At 37.0% G+C, this 23,053-nt stretch carries 17 protein-coding genes and 4 tRNA genes; 8 read left to right on the top strand and 13 right to left on the bottom strand.

All coding sequences use genetic code 11. The features are described from left to right. The first annotated feature begins 11 nt into the window (after positions 1-11). Positions 12-1,556 (top strand): hypothetical protein, encoded by a 1,545-nt coding sequence (locus J5U23_RS14835; protein WP_218266528.1) that lies wholly within the window; start codon positions 12-14, stop codon positions 1,554-1,556. A 33-nt stretch (positions 1,557-1,589) separates the two neighbouring features. Here the strand turns inward: J5U23_RS14835 and J5U23_RS14830 are convergent, their stop codons facing one another. The 5 genes from J5U23_RS14830 to J5U23_RS14810 all read right to left on the bottom strand — a co-directional run bounded on the left by J5U23_RS14830 (position 1,590) and on the right by J5U23_RS14810 (position 8,086). Further along, the gene (locus J5U23_RS14830) at positions 1,590-2,672 is read right to left on the bottom strand and encodes a sugar phosphate nucleotidyltransferase (RefSeq protein WP_218266527.1); all 1,083 of its coding nucleotides are present in this window, start codon (positions 2,670-2,672) and stop codon (positions 1,590-1,592) included. Positions 2,673-2,674: 2 nt separating this feature from the next. Then, the gene (glmS, locus tag J5U23_RS14825) at positions 2,675-4,450 is read right to left on the bottom strand and encodes a glutamine--fructose-6-phosphate transaminase (isomerizing) (protein WP_218266526.1); all 1,776 of its coding nucleotides are present in this window, start codon (positions 4,448-4,450) and stop codon (positions 2,675-2,677) included. 40 nt (positions 4,451-4,490) lie between these two features. Continuing rightward, on the bottom strand, positions 4,491-5,435 hold the full coding sequence (mvk, locus tag J5U23_RS14820) for a mevalonate kinase (RefSeq protein ID WP_218260923.1): 945 nt from the start codon (positions 5,433-5,435) through the stop codon (positions 4,491-4,493). A 205-nt stretch (positions 5,436-5,640) separates the two neighbouring features. Then, entirely contained in the window at positions 5,641-6,795 is a 1,155-nt protein-coding gene (locus J5U23_RS14815; protein WP_218266525.1) for a threonyl-tRNA synthetase editing domain-containing protein, read from the bottom strand. A 22-nt stretch (positions 6,796-6,817) separates the two neighbouring features. Beyond that, positions 6,818-8,086 carry an MBL fold metallo-hydrolase gene (locus J5U23_RS14810; RefSeq protein ID WP_218258827.1) on the bottom strand — a complete coding sequence of 423 codons (1,269 nt, stop codon included), beginning with the start codon at positions 8,084-8,086 and terminating at the stop codon, positions 6,818-6,820. Positions 8,087-8,143: 57 nt separating this feature from the next. Between J5U23_RS14810 and J5U23_RS14805 the strand changes: the two genes are divergently transcribed. Continuing rightward, positions 8,144-8,494, top strand: a complete 351-nt coding sequence (locus J5U23_RS14805; protein WP_218258826.1) for a nascent polypeptide-associated complex protein — start codon at positions 8,144-8,146, stop codon at positions 8,492-8,494. Here the strand turns inward: J5U23_RS14805 and J5U23_RS14800 are convergent. Beyond that, positions 8,460-9,185 carry a helix-turn-helix domain-containing protein gene (locus J5U23_RS14800; RefSeq protein ID WP_218258825.1) on the bottom strand — a complete coding sequence of 242 codons (726 nt, stop codon included), beginning with the start codon at positions 9,183-9,185 and terminating at the stop codon, positions 8,460-8,462. The two genes, J5U23_RS14805 and J5U23_RS14800, sit on opposite strands and share 35 nt — an antisense overlap. A 36-nt stretch (positions 9,186-9,221) precedes the next feature. Here J5U23_RS14800 and J5U23_RS14795 point away from each other — a divergent pair. Next, positions 9,222-9,297 (top strand) — tRNA-Pro (locus J5U23_RS14795). 163 nt (positions 9,298-9,460) lie between these two features. On the opposite strand, the gene J5U23_RS14790 is transcribed toward J5U23_RS14795, so the two are convergent. Continuing rightward, positions 9,461-10,693, bottom strand: coding sequence for a glycosyltransferase family 4 protein (locus J5U23_RS14790; RefSeq protein WP_218266524.1), 1,233 nt, complete (start codon positions 10,691-10,693; stop codon positions 9,461-9,463). A gap of 56 nt (positions 10,694-10,749) precedes the next feature. Here J5U23_RS14790 and J5U23_RS14785 point away from each other — a divergent pair. From J5U23_RS14785 to J5U23_RS14765, 5 genes are all read left to right on the top strand, one after another. Next, positions 10,750-10,823, top strand: a tRNA-Ala gene (locus J5U23_RS14785). 70 nt (positions 10,824-10,893) lie between these two features. Then, a complete protein-coding gene (locus J5U23_RS14780; RefSeq protein ID WP_218266523.1) occupies positions 10,894-14,598 on the top strand; it encodes a glycosylated S-layer protein, SlaA in 3,705 nt (1,234 codons plus the stop codon). A 41-nt stretch (positions 14,599-14,639) separates the two neighbouring features. Then, a complete protein-coding gene (locus J5U23_RS14775) occupies positions 14,640-15,833 on the top strand; it encodes a glycosylated S-layer protein, SlaB (RefSeq protein WP_218266522.1) in 1,194 nt (397 codons plus the stop codon). Between the two features lie 109 nt (positions 15,834-15,942). Beyond that, a tRNA-Gly gene (locus tag J5U23_RS14770) sits at positions 15,943-16,018 on the top strand. A gap of 17 nt (positions 16,019-16,035) precedes the next feature. Next, positions 16,036-18,216, top strand: a complete 2,181-nt coding sequence (locus J5U23_RS14765; RefSeq protein ID WP_218266521.1) for a tRNA(Met) cytidine acetyltransferase TmcA — start codon at positions 16,036-16,038, stop codon at positions 18,214-18,216. Positions 18,217-18,267: 51 nt separating this feature from the next. Here the strand turns inward: J5U23_RS14765 and J5U23_RS14760 are convergent. The 6 genes from J5U23_RS14760 to J5U23_RS14735 all read right to left on the bottom strand — a co-directional run bounded on the left by J5U23_RS14760 (position 18,268) and on the right by J5U23_RS14735 (position 23,044). Continuing rightward, positions 18,268-18,352: transfer RNA gene (locus J5U23_RS14760), tRNA-Ser, on the bottom strand. A gap of 24 nt (positions 18,353-18,376) precedes the next feature. Then, positions 18,377-18,937 (bottom strand): class I SAM-dependent methyltransferase, encoded by a 561-nt coding sequence (locus tag J5U23_RS14755; protein ID WP_218258820.1) that lies wholly within the window; start codon positions 18,935-18,937, stop codon positions 18,377-18,379. Further along, positions 18,927-19,673: an RNA-guided pseudouridylation complex pseudouridine synthase subunit Cbf5 gene (locus tag J5U23_RS14750; RefSeq protein WP_240780815.1), complete on the bottom strand. Its 747-nt coding sequence runs from the start codon at positions 19,671-19,673 to the stop codon at positions 18,927-18,929. Before J5U23_RS14750 ends, J5U23_RS14755 begins: the two co-directional genes overlap by 11 nt. After that, on the bottom strand, positions 19,670-19,969 hold the full coding sequence (locus J5U23_RS14745) for a tRNA pseudouridine synthase A (RefSeq protein ID WP_218260919.1): 300 nt from the start codon (positions 19,967-19,969) through the stop codon (positions 19,670-19,672). The genes J5U23_RS14750 and J5U23_RS14745 overlap by 4 nt, the downstream gene beginning before the upstream one ends. Before the next feature lie 5 nt (positions 19,970-19,974). Beyond that, positions 19,975-20,265 (bottom strand): 50S ribosomal protein L14e, encoded by a 291-nt coding sequence (locus tag J5U23_RS14740; RefSeq protein WP_218258817.1) that lies wholly within the window; start codon positions 20,263-20,265, stop codon positions 19,975-19,977. 40 nt (positions 20,266-20,305) lie between these two features. Then, on the bottom strand, positions 20,306-23,044 hold the full coding sequence (locus J5U23_RS14735) for a DEAD/DEAH box helicase (protein WP_218266519.1): 2,739 nt from the start codon (positions 23,042-23,044) through the stop codon (positions 20,306-20,308). Positions 23,045-23,053: the final 9 nt, after the last annotated feature.

The raw sequence follows: 23,053 nt of genomic DNA, 5'->3' as shown, positions 1-23,053 counted from the left end.
ATCAATAATTAATGTTCTATCTAATACATCTTGACCCATTGTATTTAATACTTACTAACATAATACTACTAAGCAAAAAGTTTATTTACAAACACGGTTTGCATAATGTGATGTCAGTGAATTTAAGAAAAGTACTTGTAACTGGTTTTATATCACTATTTGCAATTTTAATGTTAATACTTCCTATCACATTAGTGCAATCGCAAACGGTAACTAATATAACACTTGTTCCAACTGGCTTTATCACAATTCCTACAACTGGTTCATCTGCCTCGTTTACGGCTTATGTCATAAATAATAACCCAAATAGTGAAACAGTTAATGTTTATTTGAATGGTAACTCATATACTACAATAACTGTCCCTCCCTATTCTTACTCTCCAGTTACGTTATCTTTACCAACTGGTAAGAACGTTTTGATCGTAAACGGCCAGTCTCTAGTAATTACCGTGAATAGCGTATCTAAGGTCGTATCTGCGAATATCTTGCTAAACAATAGCGCAAACTTAATATTAATAAATGGAATACCCGGTAAGCTTTACACAGTAAATCTAACAATTTCGAATATTCATAACTGGAACACGTCCGTATCAACATATACCTATTCATCAGTATTTCTCACCAATATGTATAGGCTATACAATGCTCCATTTGAATTACAACCGCCCCTCTCAAACTCTTCTTACGTACCGATTCTAGTACCAGGTTACGTCTCACAAGGTCTATATTATTTCTACAATTACATTCAGTTCTACAATATTAGTAATTATCGACAAGTATTAGGATACGTTCCATTTGTAATTTTTGTAAATGTTAGTTATGGATTAAATGGCACTTTAGTTACCTCCAATACGTATACGTCTAACAACATTACAGTGTCATTTGTGACAACAAATGGCTATACATACATTCTATCTAAATATCCATTTAGCCTGAGCGATAAAGTTATAGTGGAAGTTTCACCGCAATCATCGTCTCTTAGGCCATTTACAACAGCCATAGGCAATTTCACTTCAACGCTGACAATAAATGGTCAACCAATTCAAGAACCTTACTTTGGCAGTAATAGTACTGAATTCGCATATGGTAATTCTTGGATAGAATTAAAGATACCTGAACAGTATACTGGAACACAATATCAAATAAATATAACTTATATTACACCCCATGGTATGGTAAGCACTGGATTAATACCCACAATTACTTCCACTACAACAACCACCACGAGCAGTACTACATCGACTACCAGCTCTACCACAACTACTACACCAACTTCAACGACCACTTCCTCAACTTCTACAACGACCACATCGACTTCAACCACATCTTCCTCAACTTCTACATCGACTACTTCTACTTCCACGTCTTCAACCACAACTGTATCCACAACCTCAACGACTTCAACTTCTACCACATCGACTACCATACCTACAACTTCTTCTTCAACAACCACGTCTGTTACTAGTTCTGGGATATCAGCTCCAGTTATAATAGGTATTGTAATAGTTATAATAGTGATAGTAGTAGCTGCCGTGATACTTTTAAGAAGAAGATAGAGAGAAAACGCTAAAGAAATTTAGGCTTTTTTATTAAATTTTCATACCAGCTTCTATTATACTCCCATGTTTAATTACTTTTTCTGGTGAAATTAAAGCACCTAGTTTATTGAATCTAGGCCTACTTAGTGATTGTGCTGGATAACTTGCAGTTATGACAGAAGCCCCTATCTTAGCTCCTTTACCCACTATTGAGTAAGTCAAATAGGATTTAGAACCCACTTCAGCGAAGGGCTCAATTAGTGAATGGGCAATTTCACAGTAAGCCCCTATCTTTGCTCCCTCTTCTATGGAGGAATAGTCTCTAACTAAAGAAAACGATCCTACGTAAGCGTTTTTACCGATATAAGCTGGTCCTTTAATTATCGCGTAATCTTCTATTATCGCATTATCTTCAACAATAACTCCCTTCCCAATTATTGCGTTTTTCGAAATTTCAGCCTTATCTGAGATAACGCTTTCCTTTCTCCTTAACAGCGTTTCTAATGCGAATAGTAAATCCTCTGGATAACCTATGTCAACCCAGTTCTCTGACCAAATAAAATAGTTGAGTTTAGCTTCACTAGCAAGAAGATCAATATAATCCAGAAGAGAAGTGAAATTGTCCTTTGGTTTTGGTAATATGTAAGCTCCACCTAGTGCTAGGGTTGAGCTTTCTTTAACTACCTTTAGTTTGTTATCAATGATTTTAACTAGACCGTAAGTCTCTGTCCCCTCACTCACTGGTACTAACGGTATAACGGCTTGCCTCCCTGTCATTATGTAAGTGTCCATAAGGCTCTTGTAGAATTCCGCAGGTGCAATAATATCACCAAATGCCAACACAAATACATCGTCATCAATCTTTTCCATACCATCTAGAACTGCACCATCAATTCCTTGTCTCTTTTGTACTATAGTTTCAAACGATACGTCAAGCTTCTCAACCTCTTCTTCTATTTGATTTCCCTTCTCGTTTACGATTATCTCAAATTCTTTTATGCCTGCTTTCTTTAAACCATCTATTGTGTAGTTTATTATTGCTTTGCCTAGTACTGTGATAGCCTCTTTCTGAACCTTCTCAGTGTATGGCAATAATCCTTCTCCCTTTCCTCCAGCTAACACTATAGCTTTCATCTTTACTCAACCGTTACTGTTTTGGCCAGGTTTCTAGGCTTATCTGGATCGTATCCTCTCTTAACAGAAGCGTAATATGCTATTAGTTGAATTATTGGCGCTATTGCAAGTGAAGAGAGTTTTTCATCAGTATTTACTAGAATCTCAGTATCTGCGAAGTTAAGTCTCTTATTCACACTTATTGAATAAGTCTTACCACCTCTAGCTTTCATCTCTTGTAAATTCTTCTCCAATTCATCTACCAGTTCTCCATCGTTTATGAAGACTATTGGAAATCCATTCTCAACTAACGCTATTGGTCCATGTTTACTTTCTCCAGCTGGATACGCTTCAGCGTGGATGTACGCTATTTCCTTTATCTTTAATGCTCCTTCCATTGCTAAAGGTACTCCTAGACCTCTTCCCAAGTAATAGGCGTTGTTCTTGTTAGCCAACTCCTCCCCAATCTTCTTAGCAAATCCTTCCGTCTCAGTTATTACATTTCTAACTGTTTCGTGAGCGCTTTCTAGATAAGATATGCTTTCCTTTTCTATTAGAGAATACAAGAAAAGTAAGGATGCAATTTCAGATGTGAAAGTTTTCGTAGCCGCCACTCCTATTTCTGGTCCAGCTCTCATATATAGTTTGTAATCGCTTTCCCTAGCTATGTCGCTCTCAATTACGTTCGTTAATGCAATTATCTTAGCCCCTTCCTCTTTGAATTTCCTAATACCCATTTTGACGTCTAGAGTTTCTCCACTTTGACTTATCGCAATTACAATATCACCTTTTTTAGCTCTAAAATTATGATATTCTGATGCAATTAATGGAATACTCATATATCCTTTTCTAGAAAGTAATAATGATAAATAAAATCCAGCATGATAACTTGTTCCAGCAGCGGTTATTATTATTCTAGAGGACTCCCTTATTTCCTCAGCGATTTCACTTACCTTATCAATTTCACTTAAAAGTCCAGAGATCGTATCTTTAACAGCAATTGGACTTTCATGAATTTCCTTAAGCATAAAGTGAGGATATCCTTCTTTAGAGGCTGAGGAAGCGTCCCAATCTATAATCTTTATCCTACTTGTGACATCTATTGGATTATCGTTTTCGTCTTCTATATAAACACTATTTGGCGTTACATAGCCTAGCTCTCCATCAGATATTACTATAACCTTTCTGGTGTAAGGTAGAAATGAAGGAATATCACTAGCTACAAACGTCTTATCGTCTCCTAATCCTATTACTAATGGGTTATCTCTCTTTGCGAAGAAAATTCTCCTCTCTCCCTTAACTACTGCCAAAATCGCAAAACTACCTTGAATGCTCTTTACTGCACTTCTAAAAGCTTGAAAAGTATCCATACCCCTCTTCATGTATTCCTCCATCATATGAGGTATTACCTCAGTGTCAGTCTCACTCTTGAACTTATGGCCTAGAGACTGTAACTCATCTCTTAGCTCTTTAAAATTCCTTATTGTTCCATTATGAATTACCGCTATATTATTACTACAATCTGTATGTGGATGAGCATTATAGTCAGTAGGGGCTCCATGAGTAGCCCATCTGGTATGTCCTAAAAACGCGTAACCAGACAACTCTTTAATATTCTTCTTTCTTACTACTTCCTCAACAGTACCCTTAGCCTTTCTTACCTCTAAATTAGCACTTGAAAGCGCAGCAACGCCAACACTATCATAACCCCTGTATTCTAGTCTATTAAGGCATGACACTACTAATTCAGCTAGTCTATTGCTTTCCTTATTCGATACAACTCCTATAATTCCACACACAATAATCTATCTTCTGGTTACTGGTAAATTAGACTTTTCCTCATATTATCGAAATATTGACACCATCTTTAATTAGCGTCGAGTCAACTATTCTAGCGTTATAGCTCTTTAAAAGAACTTCAGCTTCAATTGACTTAACACATATTATTGAACCTCCAGCCCCTCCCCCGCTAATCTTACAACCTTTTACCCTCAATTGTTTAGCTCTAGAAACAATCTCATCAACCTCTGGGGAAGTTATTCCTAATGAGAACAACAATCCATGATTTACGTACATTAAGAGTCCTAATTCTTCATAATTTTGTTCAATTATCAAGGATTTAGCTCTATTAGTTATCTCACCTATTACGTCCAATATGTTATCGAAGATTTCCTTATTTAACTCCTTAAGTTTTCTAACACGCCATAAGACATCAGCAGTACTCATACTCCTCCTTATGTAACCAGCTGTTAGTTCAAAGTTAGCATCTATCCTTTCAAATCCCTCCCCACCGGGTGGGAAATAAATTAAACCACCATATGTTTCAGTGTAAGTATCCATTCTACTGGCTATTCCTTGAACTTTTAACTCAATATCGTGGGAAATTTTGGCTATTTCATCTCTGTTTAAATCGATTCCCAAATATTTAGAATAAGCAGCAACAGTACCAACAATAACTCCAGCACTCGTACCTAATCCAACAGATGGTTCAACTGTGGAATCTATTTCTATTTTAACTGGCTTCTTCATTCCAAAGTAATTCAATACCTCAAATACATATCTAAGTACTTTCTTAGCCTCATCACTCTCAATTTTCATCTCATTCAGATCTAACTTAACCCCTCTTATATTGAGGGAGGGTGATATAATTAGGAATTTATCACTTTCACTTACCCTAACCTTTAAGCTCTCTGAAATAGTCATTGCAATGGCTGGTCTATCATAAACTACAGCGTGTTCTCCAAATAACGTCAGCTTTAACGGAACCTTAGCCTCTACTATCATCCAATGAGAAATCTGAATTTAAAATAAAAAATTCATTTACGTCTTTTAGACTTCCTCTAGTTAAGGGACCTTCCTCATTTTATTTAGGCTTACATCTCTCATCAGAGAGCCATTCAACGGTTAGCATCAAATTGTAGCGTGAAATTTTTGCCTAACTTCTTCTTCTAAAATTTCGTACTTCATCCACATCTCGAACTCAGCGGTTTTAGCGCTTATATAAACTATAATAAAGTGGTAAATTCTGCCTTTCCTTTACCTCATCCTTTATCTCCTTAATCAACTCCTCGATACTCATACTCTTTTGCTCATTATTAGCTCTAATTTTTACAGTAAGCGTATTAGTCTTCACTTCCCTTTCTCCTATAATTATGACGAAAGGTATCCACTCAGTCCCAGCTCTCCTTATCTTATTTCCTAAACTATCATCCAAATCATCAATGTTAACTCTTATCCCCTCCTTTCTCAACCTTTCCGCAACTTGTATTGAGAAATCTAAGAAGTCTTTCTTTACTGGTAAGAGTCTAACCTGAATTGGATTGACCCAATCTGGCAAAGTAGGAGGCTGTTTCCTAATCGATTCTAAAATGAAGTAATATATCAATCTTCCAACGTCCACATAAGTTCTACTCTCGTTTACCCACCAGACCTTAATCCTATTTTTACTATCGATAATCTCTTTGGGAAAATCTAACTCCTTAACACCACCGTACACCACTATTACCCTAGGATTCTCATTAATACATGGCAGAAGTCTTCCGCTCTCTACATTTTGATAAAGTATACTCATTTCGCCATTACTTACGTTTTCATTATTCTCAGATTCGAAAAGCGGTTGAAATATACTCCTTAAATATCCTATTACTGCTCTCCTCATAAACGCGCTTTCAGCGGAGGTAGGAAATCCGAACTTTTCACAGTACTTCAACTCCTCACTTTTCTCCAACTCCTCACCCTTTCTTATTCTCCTAGATAACTCACTTAAGGGATGGCCATAGCAAGATATTGAAAAAGCCTTATACCAGCCAAATGGTGCCCTATAAACCTTTACTTTGTCCTTTAATAAGTTCTCCAACGATTCAAGCACCTTTATGGCAGTGTCTGGATTTGCTAAGTTAGAAGATAAGTGAGCATAAGGATAGATAACCACGGAATCCGCTTTCACCTTACTGTAAACGTCTAAGATATCGTTCATGGCCTCGTTTAAAATTTCCTCATCATCACCTTTCTCCACTGTAGTAAAACAGACTAGAACGTTCTTTAACTCTATTGACTTTAATTTAGCCTCTTCTTCTGGTTCCTTAATGGCTTTTTCCTTTACATTAAACGAGAAGTCCGACGCGTGAATAAATAGTATTATCACAAATTACGTCTACTTTAAACATTTATAAACTAATTTCTTGACCATTTTCTGGGATTACTACTTCAACTCCAGTCTCTTGCTTTATTAAATCAGCCAATGACGTTTCGTTATCTGGAGAACCGTGAACTAGTACCACCTTTTCCAAACCCTTAATCGATTTGACTATCTCTAGAAGTTGTCTTCTCCCAGCATGACTTGAAAAGTCAAAGATCTCCAATCTAGCCTTTAATAACCCAGAATACTCATCGAACTTACCCATTTCCAATAACCTCCTCCCCGGTGTGTTAATAGCTTGGTAACTAACTAAGAATATTGCATTCTTACTATTTTCTGAAAGCTTTTTGAAGTAATAAACAGCTGGTCCACCCTTAAGCATTCCCGCACTGGCAACGATAACTCCTCTCTCCTTCCATGCCCTATGTCTATCCTCCCATCCCTTAACGTAATTGAAATTATCGTAAGCCTTCTTAAGTAAATCTGGTCTATTTAAAAACTCTCTAAAACCAAGCATTATCTCAGTTATCTCTCTAGACATTCCATCATAATAAACTGGATAAGGGAAATCCCTTTCTGCCAATACAGACAAGACTTCTTGGCTTCTCGCTAAACTAAAAGCCGGTACTAAGACAGTCCCACCACTCTCAACGACTTCTAAAACCTTCTCGTAGAACTCGTTCTCAACGTCTTTTCTATTAGGATGGTTAAATTTACCATAAGTCGACTCCATGACTAGAACATTTGCATTCCCTATACTCTCAATTTCTGCTGGTTTCATCAATTTAGTCTCAGTTAAGTTAATGTCTCCGGTAAATGCTACTGCCCCTTTCTCTGATGATACCTTAATAATGGAACTTCCAGGTATGTGGCCGGCATTATATAGTGAGATTTTCATACTATCAATTTCCGTCTCTTCCCCATATCCAATCGCCATGAAATTATCCATAGTCTTCCTTACCTCAACCCACTCGTAAGGTATTTTAGAACCGGAAAGCTTTAGGAAGTCCTTTAACATAACCTCAGTTATTATCCTAGTTGCCACAGTGCCGTAGACCTTAGTGTTCAATGAGCCTATTTGATAGATTGGCAAAGCTCCTACATGGTCTAGATGTGCATGAGAGATTACAAAGCCCTTCACTCTACTAGGCACTTCTTGGAATGGAAAATTGGGGTTATCCTTTTCGTCAAAGTTCACTCCATAATCTAGTATGATACTGCTGTCGCTATTTCCGACCTCAATGGCAGATCTTCCTACCTCTCTTCCTCCACCTAATATTTTCAGAAAGTAATTCATTTGTGAAATATTGTAACCGCAAACTATTAAGTTTACTTCTTCTTCATAAAACTTGTAATGGCAAAAATAAAACCCTCAGACCTAAAGAAAATGGAAAGAATGGGAATAAAAACTGAACAAATAAACGCAATTAGAGTGATAATTGAGACTAATGAAAAGAATATAATAATTGAAAATCCCACTGTTACCAAAACAAACGTCATGGGCAATGAGGCAATTGTAGTATTTGGTGGACAAACCAAGGAAGAACAAAAACATAGCCAAGTAGAGATAAAAGAAGAAGACGTCAAGTTCGTCGTCGAGCAAACTGGTAAAAGCGAAAAGGAAGCTAGAGAGGCCTTAATTAAGGCAAATGGCGACATAGCAAAAGCAATTATGATTCTGCAAGGAGAGACTTCAAACCCTTAATCAAATCCTCCTCAGTTGGCTTCGTAGAGACTATAATATTTATTCCCTCAACCTCACTTAGCATTAATGCTAAAGGATCTAGCTTAATTGGTCTGTGGAAAACAACTATTTGAGGCCTTATTGGTGCAACCTTAAGGGCTATCATCGGAGACCTGCCGCTACTTACCCTTGTGAAGACAACAGCTCGGTTCACCATCATACTTAAAACCTGATAGAACTCTAAACCACTTAAGCTCAGAATAGCCCTAATACTGTCAGTAACGATATATCCATAAATCTTCTTTTCTGCAACAAAGGAGTTCACAATAACGCCATCGACAGCCCTAACTAACTTATCTATGCCAATAGGAGAATTGAAATCCCTCATGTCAACAATAAAGGGGAAATTTATACCAAACATCTTAGCCAATTCTTTAACTACCTTATAACCCCTCCTAGCGTCTATAGAAATCAAAGCTGACACATAACGCTTAATAAACTCACTACCAGCTTGCCTCCTCCCCCTCTCGTAATCTGCAATAACAGATTGCTTAATCCCCATCTCTCTAGCCAACTCACCTTGAGAAACGTTAAACATCTCCCTCCATTTCCTTAAAGATCCAGATACATCCTTACTCCAAACAATATCTCCAGATATTCTCTTCCCTATAGTCTCTATTACGTAGGAGTCAAATAGTTCATCAACTGCCATTAGTGTTATAAACACGCGTTATAATTTAAATAATAGGGGTCCGTGGTCTAGCCTGGACTAGGATGCGACGTTCGGGTCGTCGTGGTCCCGGGTTCAAATCCCGGCGGACCCATACACAATATTAACCTAATTCTGATTTCCTCCCCCCGTCTTAAAGGAGGCTTTCGAGTGTAAAAACACGTTTTTCTTCAAAAAGATACAAAATGATCCGTATAAGTTCCTCATAAATATTGGGAAAAGAGTATAATATCGAATAGACCAAATATAACACTGGTTTAAAGGTACTTCTTTATGATCTTCAACACAGCATCAGCAACATTATCCCAACTGGAATGTAACTTTAAAAACACCATTAATTTCTCTCCATTCATTATCTCTTCAATTTCTCTTTCATTCATTTTATAGAACCTTAAAGCGTTCTCTACCATGCTCTCCTTATCGAACTCATTAACAATACTAACGCTCTCTAAACCCCCATAAATGCTTTTAATTGCGGGAATATCATAAGCAACAACTGGAGTACCCAAGGCTAAGGACTCCAGGACTACTAGGGAAAAACCATCAACATGAGAGGGATAAATTAAGACTTTAGCCCTTGACACGATCTCAGCTAACTCCTCCCTCTTCACAAAACCCTTATACTCAACTTTCAAATCGTATTTTCTAACCTTAGACCAAAACCTCCTCTCGTTATACTTATCGAAAAACTTACCCATTACAACTAACCTTATCTTATTACCACTTCTCTTTTCCATCATGTGTAAAATGTCTGGCAATTCATGGAAACCCTTATCTTGATTCAACCTACTCCAGAACACCACGTAATCCTCCTTTCCCTTGTTTCTATAATTCATGAGAAAAGGGTCAAAAGCGTTACCAGGTTTTATAACTTCCCCTTTTAAGCCTGACTCAATCAAAGCGGCTTCACTAACACCAGCTAGAAAAGTCGGCTCGTTTTTTACCTCTTTTTTTAGCAGTCTCTTGTACAGAAATTTCACATACTCGTTATATAAGAACCTAGTGTGAAAACCTTTTCCGGTATACGGATTAACACCATAGAACTTAATTAACCTTCTTAAGTATCTCAGAGAGTCGTTATAAAAGGGGGGTTCATGGAAAGTTATACCGTATTTTGTGTCTCTAGCCAAGTAAAAGATGTCAAGTGATGTATGGTCTGGTTGATACAAAATATCAGCGTCAACCTTATAACCTTTGGAGAACTCCCTAGCGATCTTATCAGCGAACAAAAACCTCTTGATCCTACTGATCTTCTCCCTCTCTTCCAATATCTCGTAAAACTCCCCTGCAATTCTTATGCCTTGACTTTCCAACTCCTTTGCCTTCCTTTTCACGACTTCCTTATCCCAAACTAGGACTGGGCTTGTAGGGTAATAGATGATTTTAAAGTGGTTTTTAAACCTAATTGTAACCTCATAAGCGTGAACTGCACCTCCTCCCGCAAAGGATGGTGAGAGAAATTTATCGTAAACGATTCCAAGTGTAGTCATTCTTCTCTTCCAATCGCATAAACTTTATTTAGTCTAAATAAAAATTCTTAACCAGTGGGCCGGTAGCTCAGCCTGGAAGAGTGCTCGGTTGGCATCCGAGAGGTCCCGGGTTCAAATCCCGGCCGGTCCACTTTCTAAAAATTCAATCTGTATACAAAGCTTTATAAAGTATTTTCACTTATTCCACTACCAGAGGTAGTATGAATAAAACCCTAGGTCTAATCCTAACCTCTGTATTCCTCCTATCTACTTTAGGAGTAATAACTGGATTTGTAATACCAACACAAGCGGCCAACTCTAATGATGCTGCAATATATACAATACCTAGCATTACCAGTTTGACTTCTAATTCTAATATAGTAATTAATCTATTCTTCAACGCTACATCAAACACTTCAGTAGCTGCCAACGCAACTGCGTTTGACTATGGTGGAGCAATTAACTCTACTTTACATAGTATAACATTTACGGTGGTGTTACCAAGTGGTATGACTTCATCAATAGTATTAAGTACTTATAGTAAGTATGGATATTTTGACGTAGCTCACAATTCCGTAGTTTTACTATTAAATACCACTGGTTCTTCTAAAGAATTAGCATATAGTTATGAGCAAAGTATTGGTGTGACTCCTTCAACAAGTTATGAGATCTATAACTATACCAACGGAAGCGTAAAAGTTAATTATTACATGAATGAGTTAAGCTTACTAAGTTTGATTAACACTGCAACTGGTGGGAATTACGCCAGTCTATCACAATTACCAGCAGGTACTAAACTAGAATTCACTTATGCGGGCTATACTTATACTATAACAATATCTCCACCTGTGACACTGGTAGGTACATTATTAAATCCATTGTACTACGCTAACTCAAAGATGTTACCTGGTTCTAACTACGCAGTTGGAAGAAGTAACATAACAGTGGCTGTTTACGATAACTTCATTACAACTTCTGTATCGCCATTTAACTTTACTTTAACCTACTCCTCATTAGCGCCAGCATTAATATATTGGTTTGTGATAGCTAATTCAACGAAGCATTCATCTGGTGCTTCTACGCCAACAGCAAACTTCCAAGCTCCACCATTTAAACAATACTTCGCATCAAATAGTACCATATTATACTCTGCTGCTCCAACTTATAGTCCAATACTAATGTTTAATGGACAAATGAACGTTACTGCACATGAGAATGTAACGCTAACCTTACAAACCGGTACTAATATTTTCACATCTTCAAACTTCAATGTAACACCACCAGGTAACTATATCTTCTCAGGTAAATTAGGTGTTGGATTTAATGGCTTTATTTATCAAAACGGTAGCGCAACATTAACTGCAAATATATTTAATGGTACAGTAAACTTCTTCTTCAGTAAAACTGAAGAGAAAGCTAACTTTACCTTCTTCCTAGCTCCAATAGTTCCAATAAGCTTAGGTGATAATAACAGTGCGACAGTAATTTATAATGGAGTGTCCCTAAATGTTGGCTTCCCACAAATAGTAATAATGTTCAACATAACTGGTAACTTCACTAAAGCAGGAGGGAACTATTTATTATATGGTTCCGTTAATGAAGTTGAGATAAACCCAGCAACATTATTAGCAACAGGAACATCAGCCGGAACATTAAACGAAATTGCGCTTGCTACAAACTCTGCTGAGTTTGCTAGTGATCTAACTGCCGCAGCTGCTGTGAATCCACTAGTATCATACTTCAACTACGGTGAATCCACTACAACAATAACTGGAACTTCACTATCCTTCACGGTCTTAATGCCATTAAAATTCATTGTCGAGAGATTAGGTTATATATATTTAGTGACATTCCATATATGGGGTCCATCGACAACCGTAACTGTAACTGGTGTTGACTATCACGGTACTCATATTTCATTGGGTTCATTCAGAGCTTACATTGCACTTCCGAGCTTCTTCACGATACCTAAGACTCCATTAGTTGGTCTGACATGTGACAACATGTACACATTAGCACAAGTAAGTGATGCCGGTTCTGTATTACAGACTTCCACAGCCAATTCCAATGCTAATAACGCTACTGTTATGGGACCTTACGACTTAATGAGCAATGCTGGTCTACACGTTGCAATCTATAACGGTACTAAGTTAATAAAGAATGAAACTGTAGGTCCACTACCCAATGCAACTACAGCTCCTGTAACTACTACAGTTACACTAAACGGGCAGACTGTAGCGTTAACCTACAGTTCTGCTCCAACTGGATATTACCCAGTTGATTTCAAGTTCGAGCCAGGATTCAGTTATACCGTTACAACCAACGTAATATACAACACTTCAACTCCAACCTATGTAGTAACTGTATATATGCCATTAAAGTATATACTAAACACCAAGATTGTAATATGGTATGTAAGCCCAGACTATGCAGCTTTCTACTACTATTCAACTACCGGACAATATCAGACTAACAACGTAACCTTAACGTTTGCAAACGTTACTCCAGCATTAATAGTGCCACAAGTATTCCCAGTCGGTAAGATATACATGCCATTTGGATTATATGATCCCTATTACGTATTCTACAGCAGTATAAGTATAGGCCCGCAAAGTGGTATAATAGAAGCAGTTGAGAATGGATTCAACGTTGGAAACATTACTGCGATTACTGTACAATTAAACGGAATGAACGAGTCAGTAGTATTGTCACCATCTAATGTCAGTAAATTATTAATATCAACTAACTTAGGCGAAGTAGCTCAATGTAGCCCATTATTTGAGACTACGTTATTCAACATATCAGCATTAGCATCACTACTGGGTCTACCAAACCCAGCAGCTTTGAATGGAAGCTACTTATACGTAACCTATCATGATGTAATCAGTGGAGCCTATGTAACCAATAAGACCTTGTTAATAGTCGGTCAATTCTATGTAATGTCACCAACTACTCCAGGCTCAGTTGAATGGATATTGACTGCCAAATACATTAACGCTACAACTGGTATTCCAGTTGAGATAAGCTATGCAGTAGTACAACAGCCAAGTGCTAAAGTGGTTGATATTAACGCAGCTAATGCTAGCATTACACAAATACAAGTAACCGGCGTTAAGATAATTAGCAAGTATGCTACTGTAACGGTTATGTATAACCCAAGCAATGCAAGTACTATAGTATACATGAACGGAATGTTTGTAGCGTCTTATGGTGGTAATCTAATATCCACGCTATCACAGACTTCAACATTTGGTGTATACTATGGACCAGTGGTAAACTTATATGTAGCAACTGGCTCATTAAGCAGTCCAAATGGAACAATGTATATAATATTAGGATCTCACAAAGTAGCTGTAGGAACTGCTAATCTATACACCTATGCTGGATATCACTTCGGTCCATATACTGCTTTACCATTAACGTCTAATGTAACATTCACTGTACAAGACCCAGTAACTCACGCAACCGTAAGTGGACAGACTACATTAGGTGCATTTAACAACACTCCAATTAGGCTATCTCCATTAGGTGTAACAGTACCCCAGACTGCTCAAAACAAGGTATTCTACTACTACAGTACCCCATTAGTCTTAAGTCCGACTAGTCAGTACATAGTGTTATCAGTAACTAGTGTTATATCCTATCCATATCCATTCTACATAGAGACTGTATCGTTCTTAGGTAGTAACGTAACTACTGGTACTCCAGTACCCGGTACTCCAGCATTCCAGACAGTATATTCACCATCCTTAGGTCCTGGTGTAGTGTTACAAGTACCAGTTCAATCATATCAGTTCATAAGCTTATCAAGTCCAAGTGAGCCTCATACAGTAGTAATGTTTGCAGTACCATTTGCTGGTGGTCCAGCAATATCTCTATACCCAACATTCTTAGTGTATACTAATGTAACGGCGGTTTCAAGTTAAAAGGTTTTTATTTTTTTCTCTTTACCATATATTTGAGGTGAATGGTTATGAAAAAAACATTCGTTTTATCTACCTTGATATTAATTTCAGTTGTAGCGCTAGTGAGTACTGCAGTTTATACATCTGGTAACGTGACTTTTTATAGTCCTAGTGTAAATAATCAAATTTACTATGTTGGGAAATCAGTGACAATAGATGCAGTTGTCCCTACTCAATTCGCTGGTCAAGGTGCTACTATAAACGTATTCTACCCCAATTCAACCTTAGCTGCTAGTATTCCTACCACAGTTAATGCTACGGGTGGAATTTACGTACCTAACGCGTATACATTTACTAATGTAATAGGGATCTGGCAGATTACGGTGGAAGTTGCCGGTGGTGTTGCTGTAGGTACTATTAACGTTAATGTTACAACTCCTGCAATAGCTCCAATAATATTGACTTTACAAAACTTGGCCATGTATGAAAATACTTACCCACAGTTTATAGAATTGGCTAACGGTATAATAACTTCAGTAGTAATGCAGAACGGAACTGTGAATATTATGGGTTATGTTTATAATGCAACTGTGGCTCCATTATCTGGGGCAACCGTTTCCTTAACTCTTAACATACCAACTGTTGGAACTAAGACATTCACTACTACGACTGCTGCAAATGGGTCATTTATGCTGAGTTTCCAAGTTCCTCAATTGTCAACCAGTTTAACTCTAATATCGTCTTACTTGATTAGTGGGAGCTTGACGATATCTTATGGTTCTCATACTGTTACTTATAATGTATTTGTGACCGCGATTCCAAACTATCTCAGTGTAATTAACGCTTTAAATAACCAAGTTAACACGTTAAGGACTGAGATCTCTTCATTAAATGCTACAATAACAAGCTTGAACAAGAGCTTAGCAAATGCAAATGCTCAAATATCTACTTTACAATCTGAGATCTCCACTTTGAACAGCGAAATAGGAAAGTTAAACAGTACTGTAGGTTCATTAAGTAGTCAACTTAGCTCACTATCATCGCAGTACACTGCTTTAAGCAATCAAGTTACAGCATTAAACGGTAAAATAAGCAACCTAAGCGCAAGTCTAGGTACTTTAAGTAGTGAAGTTGCCAGCTTGAGGAGTACTGTGGGTAGTTTAACGACAATAGCCTATGGCGGTATAATAGCTGGTATAATCGGTCTAATTGTAGCCATAGTTGCAATAGTGCTAGTAATGAGGAGAATAAGTTAAGCTAATTACTCTTTTTTTTAAGGTTTCTCTCTTTTTTCCTCTTCTTTTTAATAAAGCCTCTGGCTTGAAGAAAAAAATAAATACCTTCCTATTCTGATTATAATGTAGTGCGGCCGTAGTCTAGGCTGGATTAGGACGCCGGCCTTCCAAGCCGGTGATCCCGGGTTCAAATCCCGGCGGCCGCATACATAATGTGGTGAAAATGTTTCAAAACTATTTCATGGACGCGGTAAATGGTTATTATAGGCACTTAGCGATAATTGAATCTCAAGATTACCTAGAGAAGGTCAATTCGCTGGTTGAGGAATATTTAAAAGTCAATAAAAAGCCAAGGGTTATATATGGTTTTCATCCATGGCTTGATAATTCAAAGGATAGAATGATGGAATTTAGGAAAAAATTTGAAAATTTTCTTGATATAGATTATTCAAATTCAGAGAAATATCTTGGGCAAAGTGCTGATTTGGTAATATTAGATGCAATAGGTGATTTTAGGCCTAACTACATAGCTAGATTCGTTGACATGACCAAGGGAGGAGGTATGGCAATAATTTATAGTGATGACATTTTAAGGGGTAAATTGTATAAGGAGTCTTTGACTAGGGATGGTGTTGTTAAAGACCTATTTGAAAGGAGGTTTATGGAACTGGCAAAGAGATATAGGGGTATAATTTTCTTGCAAGGGGATAGGTTAACCTTTACTCCATATTCCTCCAATGAAACTCACAAACCTTATAAGAAAATTCCTAAAAGCCCTAAAGTTCCAATGGAGCTTCATGAGCTTTGTCTATCCTCTGATCAGAACAAGGTCCTTGAGGAGTCCCTGTTCATCACTAGCCCAGGGAAAAGGGTTCTAGTAGTGACAGCAGCTAGGGGTAGGGGAAAGAGCGCATCTATAGGTTTGTTTCTATCTTATCTAATGACTGAGGAAAAGTTCGGTAATATCCTTGTGTCTTCCCCAACATATTACTCTTCACAAGAGATATTCAACTTCGTAATTAAAGGATTAGATGCTCTAAATGTCAAGTATAAACTAAACACCTCAAGAGATGGTAAAATAATGAAGATAACTACTGGTGACTCCAGAGTAAAGTGGGTTTCCCCTGACTTGGCTAGAAATGAGGAGGGTGATCTAATAGTTGTAGACGAAGCTGCTGCCATTGGTATGGAGTTTTTGGATTATATTTTACAAGGCTGGGATAAGGTAATCTTCGTTACAACTGTTCACGGCTATGAGGGTTCTGGTAAGGCGTTTTTAAAGTACGTTGATAGATTAAAGAGTAAGGTTCTTTTGAAGCACATAAAGATGGATTATCCCATTAGATATGCTAAGGGTGACCCAATAGAGAAGTTCATGTTTGATGTATTCCTACTTGATGCTGAACCTGCTGAGGTTATGTATAATGGAGAGCTGAAAATAGAAGATGTCTCTCAAGAGAAGTTATTTCAAGATAATAATTTGCTAAAGAGTGTTTATGGAATACTAGTTACTGCTCATTATAGGAATTCTCCGGACGATTTGATGCTTTTAGGTGACATGGCGTTTCAAAAGGTTATAGTTGGTTATTCGTCTGAGAAACCGATTGCAGTTTGCCAAGTTGTTTATGAGGGAGATCTTACTGATAGGCAAATAGAGGATATTTCCAATGGTTTAAAGAATGAGGGGCATTTGATTCCCCATAGGCTCATAAAGTACATGAGGGCATTTGAGTTCGGTAAGTTGAAAGGTTGGAGGATAATGAGGATTGCCGTTTCTCCAGAAAATCAAGGTAAGGGTATAGGAAGTAGGATTATTGAAGAGGTTATTAAGATGGCAAAGGGAGTGGATTGGGTAGGGTCTTCCTTTGTTGCAGATTATTCCGTTTTACGCTTTTGGATTAAGAATGGATTTACTCCAGTCTACTTATCCTCTATTAAGAACGAGGAGCTTAACGGTTACTCTGTTATTGTCATTAGGGCATTGAGCGAAAAAAGTAAGGGGTTTGTTGTAAAGCTTTCCAGTTTATTGAAGGATAAGTTGCTGAGGACTTCTCACCAGGTTTATTATAATTTGAACCCTCAACTTATCGCTTTGTTATTGAGAAATACTTATAGTGAAAGGAGAGAGGGAGAAGTACCGGATTTATATGCTAATAAGATCAAGGCTTATATAGAAGGTAAAGTACCTTATAATGTCATTGCTGAGGCTGCACACTTTTTAATCACTAAGCACTTTTTGGAACTTAAAGTGAATCTGAGTATCGAAGTTGAGGCTTCTTTAGTTGCTAGGGTTTTACAAGGTAAAAGTTGGTATCATGCTGGTTTAATGTTAGGTTTGAGTAGTAGGGAAGTTGAAGAAAGGGTTAAGCAAGGTTTAGAAGTTTTGTTAAAAACGTATTCGTGACTAATTAGTGTAATGAATGGATGAATATTTTACAACATATAAATAATTATACGCCGGGGACGGGATTTGAACCCGCGCAGGCTTTACGCCTACTGGCTCTCAAGGCCAGCCCCTTGGACCACTCGGGCACCCCGGCAAATTATAGTTTTACATTATAGCTTTAATCTTTAACTATTGTGATTAAGGAGTACCCTTTTTTTCTCTTTATCGATTCAATTTTAAATCTTTTACCAAATATTTTCTCTATGTTCTCTTCACCCTTATATGCTACTAATTGCAAGAATCCCTTTTCAACTAGTCTATCATATGATTGGTCTTCAAGCTTTTTTAGAAAATCCACTCCTTTAGAAAGCGGTGGGTTAGAATAAATTGCGTTAAATTTAACGTCAACGGGAACATTGTCGAAGATGTCGGATTTTAATATTATTGTCCTATTTTCGACTCCATTAAGTTTGGCATTTTTCTTAGCTAACTTTATGGCTATGTAGTTTACATCTACCATGTAAACCTTTAGATTAGGGTTTTTTAATGCTAGGTAAATTCCTATGGGCCCATATCCACAACCAACGTCTGCCACTATTCCGCTTTCCGCTACTTTTATGTTTTCTAAAAGTACTCTTGTCCCTAAGTCTAATTCCTTTTTTGAAAATATCCCCGGGGAGGAGAGAAGGGTTAGAGGCACACCATTAATTACTTCAAAAATCGCGTATTCATGACTCATGTTTTTTCCATGCTTTCGGATATATATCTCTCTGCATAAAAACTCTACTCAGGTTGACTACTATACCCTTTTTGGCGTTTTCCAGCTCTTTACTGTCCATTAATGCGTTACCCGTCGCTACTAATTCCCCCTTAAGTGTTAATACGGCAACTGTATCGTTCCTTTTAAAGTTCTGGTAGGCTACTATACCGGGTACTGCTAGTTGTGCACCGTAAGCTAACGCGTTTACTGCTGAGTCCTCTATTATAAGTTTGGGCATTTCACATGTCGCATATTCCATTGGCATAAGTACTCTTCTCAATTCCGTTTCGTCCTTGCAGTTTTTGTATAAGTATATTGCTTCAGAAAGGTCATGTAGCTTCACTAAATTCGTAGATTCTGTGAAAATCCCTGATCTAGTTCTTCTTAACTCTCTCATGTGTGCCCCACAACCGTAAATTATCCCTATGTCGTGGCATAATTTTCTCATGTAAGTTCCGGAGTCACAACTTACTCTGAATAGTACTAATTTCTTGTCCATGTCAAGTATTTCTATGTCATATATACTTCTAACTCTCAATCTCCTCTTGACTGATGATCTAACTGGTGGTCTTTGGTATATTTCCCCTTCAAACGATTTTATTATCTTTGTCAATTCCTCTTTATCGTATTCACAGTGGACTTGCATTACGCATACGTACTCTTTTCCTCCTTTACTTATGTAATTCATTATTTTAGTTGCGTTCTCTATTCCTATCGGTAATACGCCGGTAACTTTTGGATTACCCCGCCCAGTGAAATGGGCTCTAGGGTCCCCCCATGTCCCGCTTTACTAACGTTTAACATCTTTTTAACCCAATATGCAACTTCATGACTTGTTGGTCCAGGAGGTTTATCAAGGTTTATTATTGAGTTTTTTATATGTACGTCTATTGGTCTTTTCTCTGGATAATATCCGTATTTATCTGACGTCTCACTATCTTTTCTTATCTTCCATTCATTTTTATATCCACAAAAATTATCTATTTTGTAAATAAAATCATTTAGAATCATCTAAATCACAATGTTGGTATTTTAACCTTTATTCTCTCTTTCATGTACTCTGTTAAACCAGCTTCCTCTATTTTCTTCTTTACTTCCTCATCTGGGGCTCCTTTCTGTATATCTATTTTCTTATCAGTTGGTTCTAAATGTAGAATGTTGACTCTTCTTCTTTTAACACCGCTTATATCTTTTGGTCCAGTGACTAATACGAAGTTGTCATCTATTATATCGACTATTACGCATTTGCTTCCAGCTTCTCTTCCTTTTACTTTTACACAAATTCTTCCAACTTCAATTGCGGGCATTTTAGTCTCACAAAAACTTTTAAGAGGCTTAAATTTAAGATTAGTGCCAGTATTTTCTTGTTCTTATAAACCTTTTTTCTTCATCTATTAAGGCCATGTAAAATTCATTCTCCCCTTCACTTAATTTACTTAAAACTTTGCCTAAATTACTTGGCCCTACTCCATTGGTTGCTAGTGCTATAAGGGTATATTTACCGTAATCTGGGAAGAAGGAGGCAATTCTCTTTAGGTCTTCTAATTGCCTTTTTTCTCTACTTGTTAATTTCTCCCCTTTTATCGCTTTTCTCACTATGTTTATAGAATCGTTATCATCTGGATTAGTTGCAGTTAAGAAGATTGAGGAGCATTTAGGGCATTTGTTAGGTGAGTTGATTATAGAATAACTCGAATTCCATCCACATGAGAGACAGATTAATCTTAACTCCTTGTTTTCTAGTCTCTTCTTGAAGATCTCTATCATAAGTGGTTTTTCGTCTTTGTCAAATGAAGTGTAATTAAGGATTTTGTCAAGAAATTGCCTAGCTAAGGAAGATGCTTCGTAAACCTCAACTATTTTCCAGCTGTAGTTTTTGAGTTCCTTTAATATTTCTATATCATAATTTTTCACCAATAGCTCATTAACTGCCTCTTCTCCGATTATTGTATCTCCATAAGCCTTCATAATGGATGATGTGAGCGTTATTTCCTTATCTGGATCTACCATTCCAAACCTCTTTATCTCCACTAATAATTTCCACTTGAATTGCGGACTTTCCTTTATTCCTCTCTTTAAGATTTCGACTATTTTATTTATAGGCAAGGAATTTAGTGTAGTGACTATTTTTTCCATGTCATTTTCGGTTATTGGTAGTACAGAAGATATTGCGATGTGATATGGATCTGCCCTATAGGATGTTTTGGTCTGTTTTTCCACATCTAACATAACTGAAATTATTGCACCAAGTGTGTTGTTCCCTCTTGAACCAAATGGTGAATGAATTATAATTAAGTTATTCTTTACTATTTCAACTAAGATAAGATCTGGTCTCAGTTCTGGGTATCCTCTCTCTACGAATTCCCTTACTACTTTAGATATACTATCATCCTCAGTTTCCATTTTTCCTTTTTCTAACATGTAAATATACTCGTAAACTTTCCTTGCTATCTCTTTCTCAACTGGAATTGATTCTCCAAACCAACTTGGTAATATTCCGTTTTTTAGCTCAGCTCTTTCTACGAATATCCTATCTTTTTCAATAGACACAACTTTCCATAGCCTGCTTCCTAAAATGAACACGCTTTCCTCATCTAACGAGGCTACGAAATCTTCATCCAAAGTACCTATTTTGATGTTAGTAGCGTGGTCGATTACAATATAACTTCTAATGGAATCTGGTATCATATTAGTAGTGTAATAATATTTCCAGATTCTTCTACTTGGGACTAGGCTTCCATCTTCCCTTCTTTTAACTATTTTAGCACTCTCTAGGAGTTCTATCACACTTTCGAACATTTCGTCCGTGAAGTTCTTGAAATAAAATGAATTACGTAGAATTTCCAAGATTTCGTTAGGATTTTTATAGCCCTCTAAAACCATTCCCGCTATTTCATGTGCTGCAACGTCAAGCGGGTTTTCCTCGAATAACGGTTTTTCCAAATAACCTGAATATAATGCCTCTATTATTGCTCTGCACTCTAGAATATCGAAAACGTCCTCTGAAGGTATAACGTAACCTATAGACGTTCTACCTATTTTATGTCCGCTTCTTCCCACCCTTTGAATTAACCTAATCACTTGTCTAGGTGACATGTATTGGACTACTAGATTAATTCTACCAATATCTATACCTAGCTCTAAACTTGAAGTTGCAACTATCGCGTCTATATTTCCGCTCTTAAAGTCGTTTTCTGTTTTTATCCTAATTTCTCTCGATAATGAACCGTGATGAGAACCTATTTTTAAGGAGTAGTTGCTTGTGAGTTGATTGGCTATGAATTCACTGGTCTCCCTAGTATTTGTAAATATTATAATTGGCTTATTATTTTTTATAATTTCGTTAAGTTTCTCGAGTCTCGCAATTGTATCTGGCCTTAATCCTAACCTTACTGCTAAATCTGCGTCTTTCTTTTCAATCTTAGGAATGATCAAATTCACCTTTATATCCTTTATTGCGTTAATATTCGCTACTTCTACTTCTCCCTCCCTATCCAGGTATCTTTTTGCCATCTCAATATCTCCTATGGTAGCAGAAATTCCTATTAATTGAATTCTATTTCTTGTTATCTTTTTGATTCTTTGGAGTAGTACGGAGAGTTCGATTCCTCTTTTCTCGTCTAACATTTCTTGTAATTCGTCTATTATTATCCATTTCAGATTTGCAAAGTATTTCCTAAAAGTATCGTTTAGTATTAAGTATAGTAATGTTTCTGGAGTTACTATCAACACGTCAGGTGGGTTATCTAAAATTTCCTTCCTTTCCCTCTGGGAAGAATCTCCATGTCTAACGTTAACGCTGATACCAAATGCATCCCCTACTCTTTTTAACCTTGACTCAAGGTCTCTATTTAGCGCTCTTAAGGGAGTTATGTAGAGTGTTGATATTTTTTCTGGTTTATCTTTGAAAATTGTGTAAAATATTGGTAATATTGCGGCCTCTGTTTTCCCATATCCCGTTGGTGCTATGATTAAAACGTTCTTTCCAGAGAGTATTTTCGGTATTGCTATTTTCTGGATTGGTGTTAGGTCTTCATAACCAAGTTTCTTCAGTCTTACCAAGAATTCATTGGTTACATTTATCATTACTTTAGC

Source organism: Saccharolobus shibatae B12 (assembly GCF_019175345.1).
GTDB lineage: Archaea > Thermoproteota > Thermoprotei_A > Sulfolobales > Sulfolobaceae > Saccharolobus > Saccharolobus shibatae.
This window is presented reverse-complemented; position numbering and strand designations above follow the sequence as displayed.

What these genes read in the sequence shown, in the direction of transcription:
- J5U23_RS14810 (WP_218258827.1), bottom strand. Translation starts at nt 8,086, where the DNA reads ATGAATTACTTTCTGAAAATATTAGGTGGAGGAAGAGAGGTAGGAAGA.
- J5U23_RS14745 (WP_218260919.1), bottom strand. Translation starts at nt 19,969, where the DNA reads ATGATTCTAAATGATTTTATTTACAAAATAGATAATTTTTGTGGATAT.
- mvk (WP_218260923.1), bottom strand. Translation starts at nt 5,435, where the DNA reads ATGATAGTAGAGGCTAAGGTTCCGTTAAAGCTGACGTTATTTGGAGAA.
- J5U23_RS14735 (WP_218266519.1), bottom strand. Translation starts at nt 23,044, where the DNA reads ATGATAAATGTAACCAATGAATTCTTGGTAAGACTGAAGAAACTTGGT.
- J5U23_RS14765 (WP_218266521.1), top strand. Translation starts at nt 16,036, where the DNA reads ATGTTTCAAAACTATTTCATGGACGCGGTAAATGGTTATTATAGGCAC.
- J5U23_RS14805 (WP_218258826.1), top strand. Translation starts at nt 8,144, where the DNA reads ATGGCAAAAATAAAACCCTCAGACCTAAAGAAAATGGAAAGAATGGGA.
- J5U23_RS14800 (WP_218258825.1), bottom strand. Translation starts at nt 9,185, where the DNA reads ATGGCAGTTGATGAACTATTTGACTCCTACGTAATAGAGACTATAGGG.
- J5U23_RS14775 (WP_218266522.1), top strand. Translation starts at nt 14,640, where the DNA reads ATGGTTATGAAAAAAACATTCGTTTTATCTACCTTGATATTAATTTCA.
- J5U23_RS14790 (WP_218266524.1), bottom strand. Translation starts at nt 10,693, where the DNA reads ATGACTACACTTGGAATCGTTTACGATAAATTTCTCTCACCATCCTTT.
- J5U23_RS14830 (WP_218266527.1), bottom strand. Translation starts at nt 2,672, where the DNA reads ATGAAAGCTATAGTGTTAGCTGGAGGAAAGGGAGAAGGATTATTGCCA.
- J5U23_RS14755 (WP_218258820.1), bottom strand. Translation starts at nt 18,937, where the DNA reads ATGAGTCATGAATACGCGATTTTTGAAGTAATTAATGGTGTGCCTCTA.
- J5U23_RS14835 (WP_218266528.1), top strand. Translation starts at nt 12, where the DNA reads ATGTTCTATCTAATACATCTTGACCCATTGTATTTAATACTTACTAAC.
- J5U23_RS14780 (WP_218266523.1), top strand. Translation starts at nt 10,894, where the DNA reads ATGAATAAAACCCTAGGTCTAATCCTAACCTCTGTATTCCTCCTATCT.
- J5U23_RS14740 (WP_218258817.1), bottom strand. Translation starts at nt 20,265, where the DNA reads ATGCCCGCAATTGAAGTTGGAAGAATTTGTGTAAAAGTAAAAGGAAGA.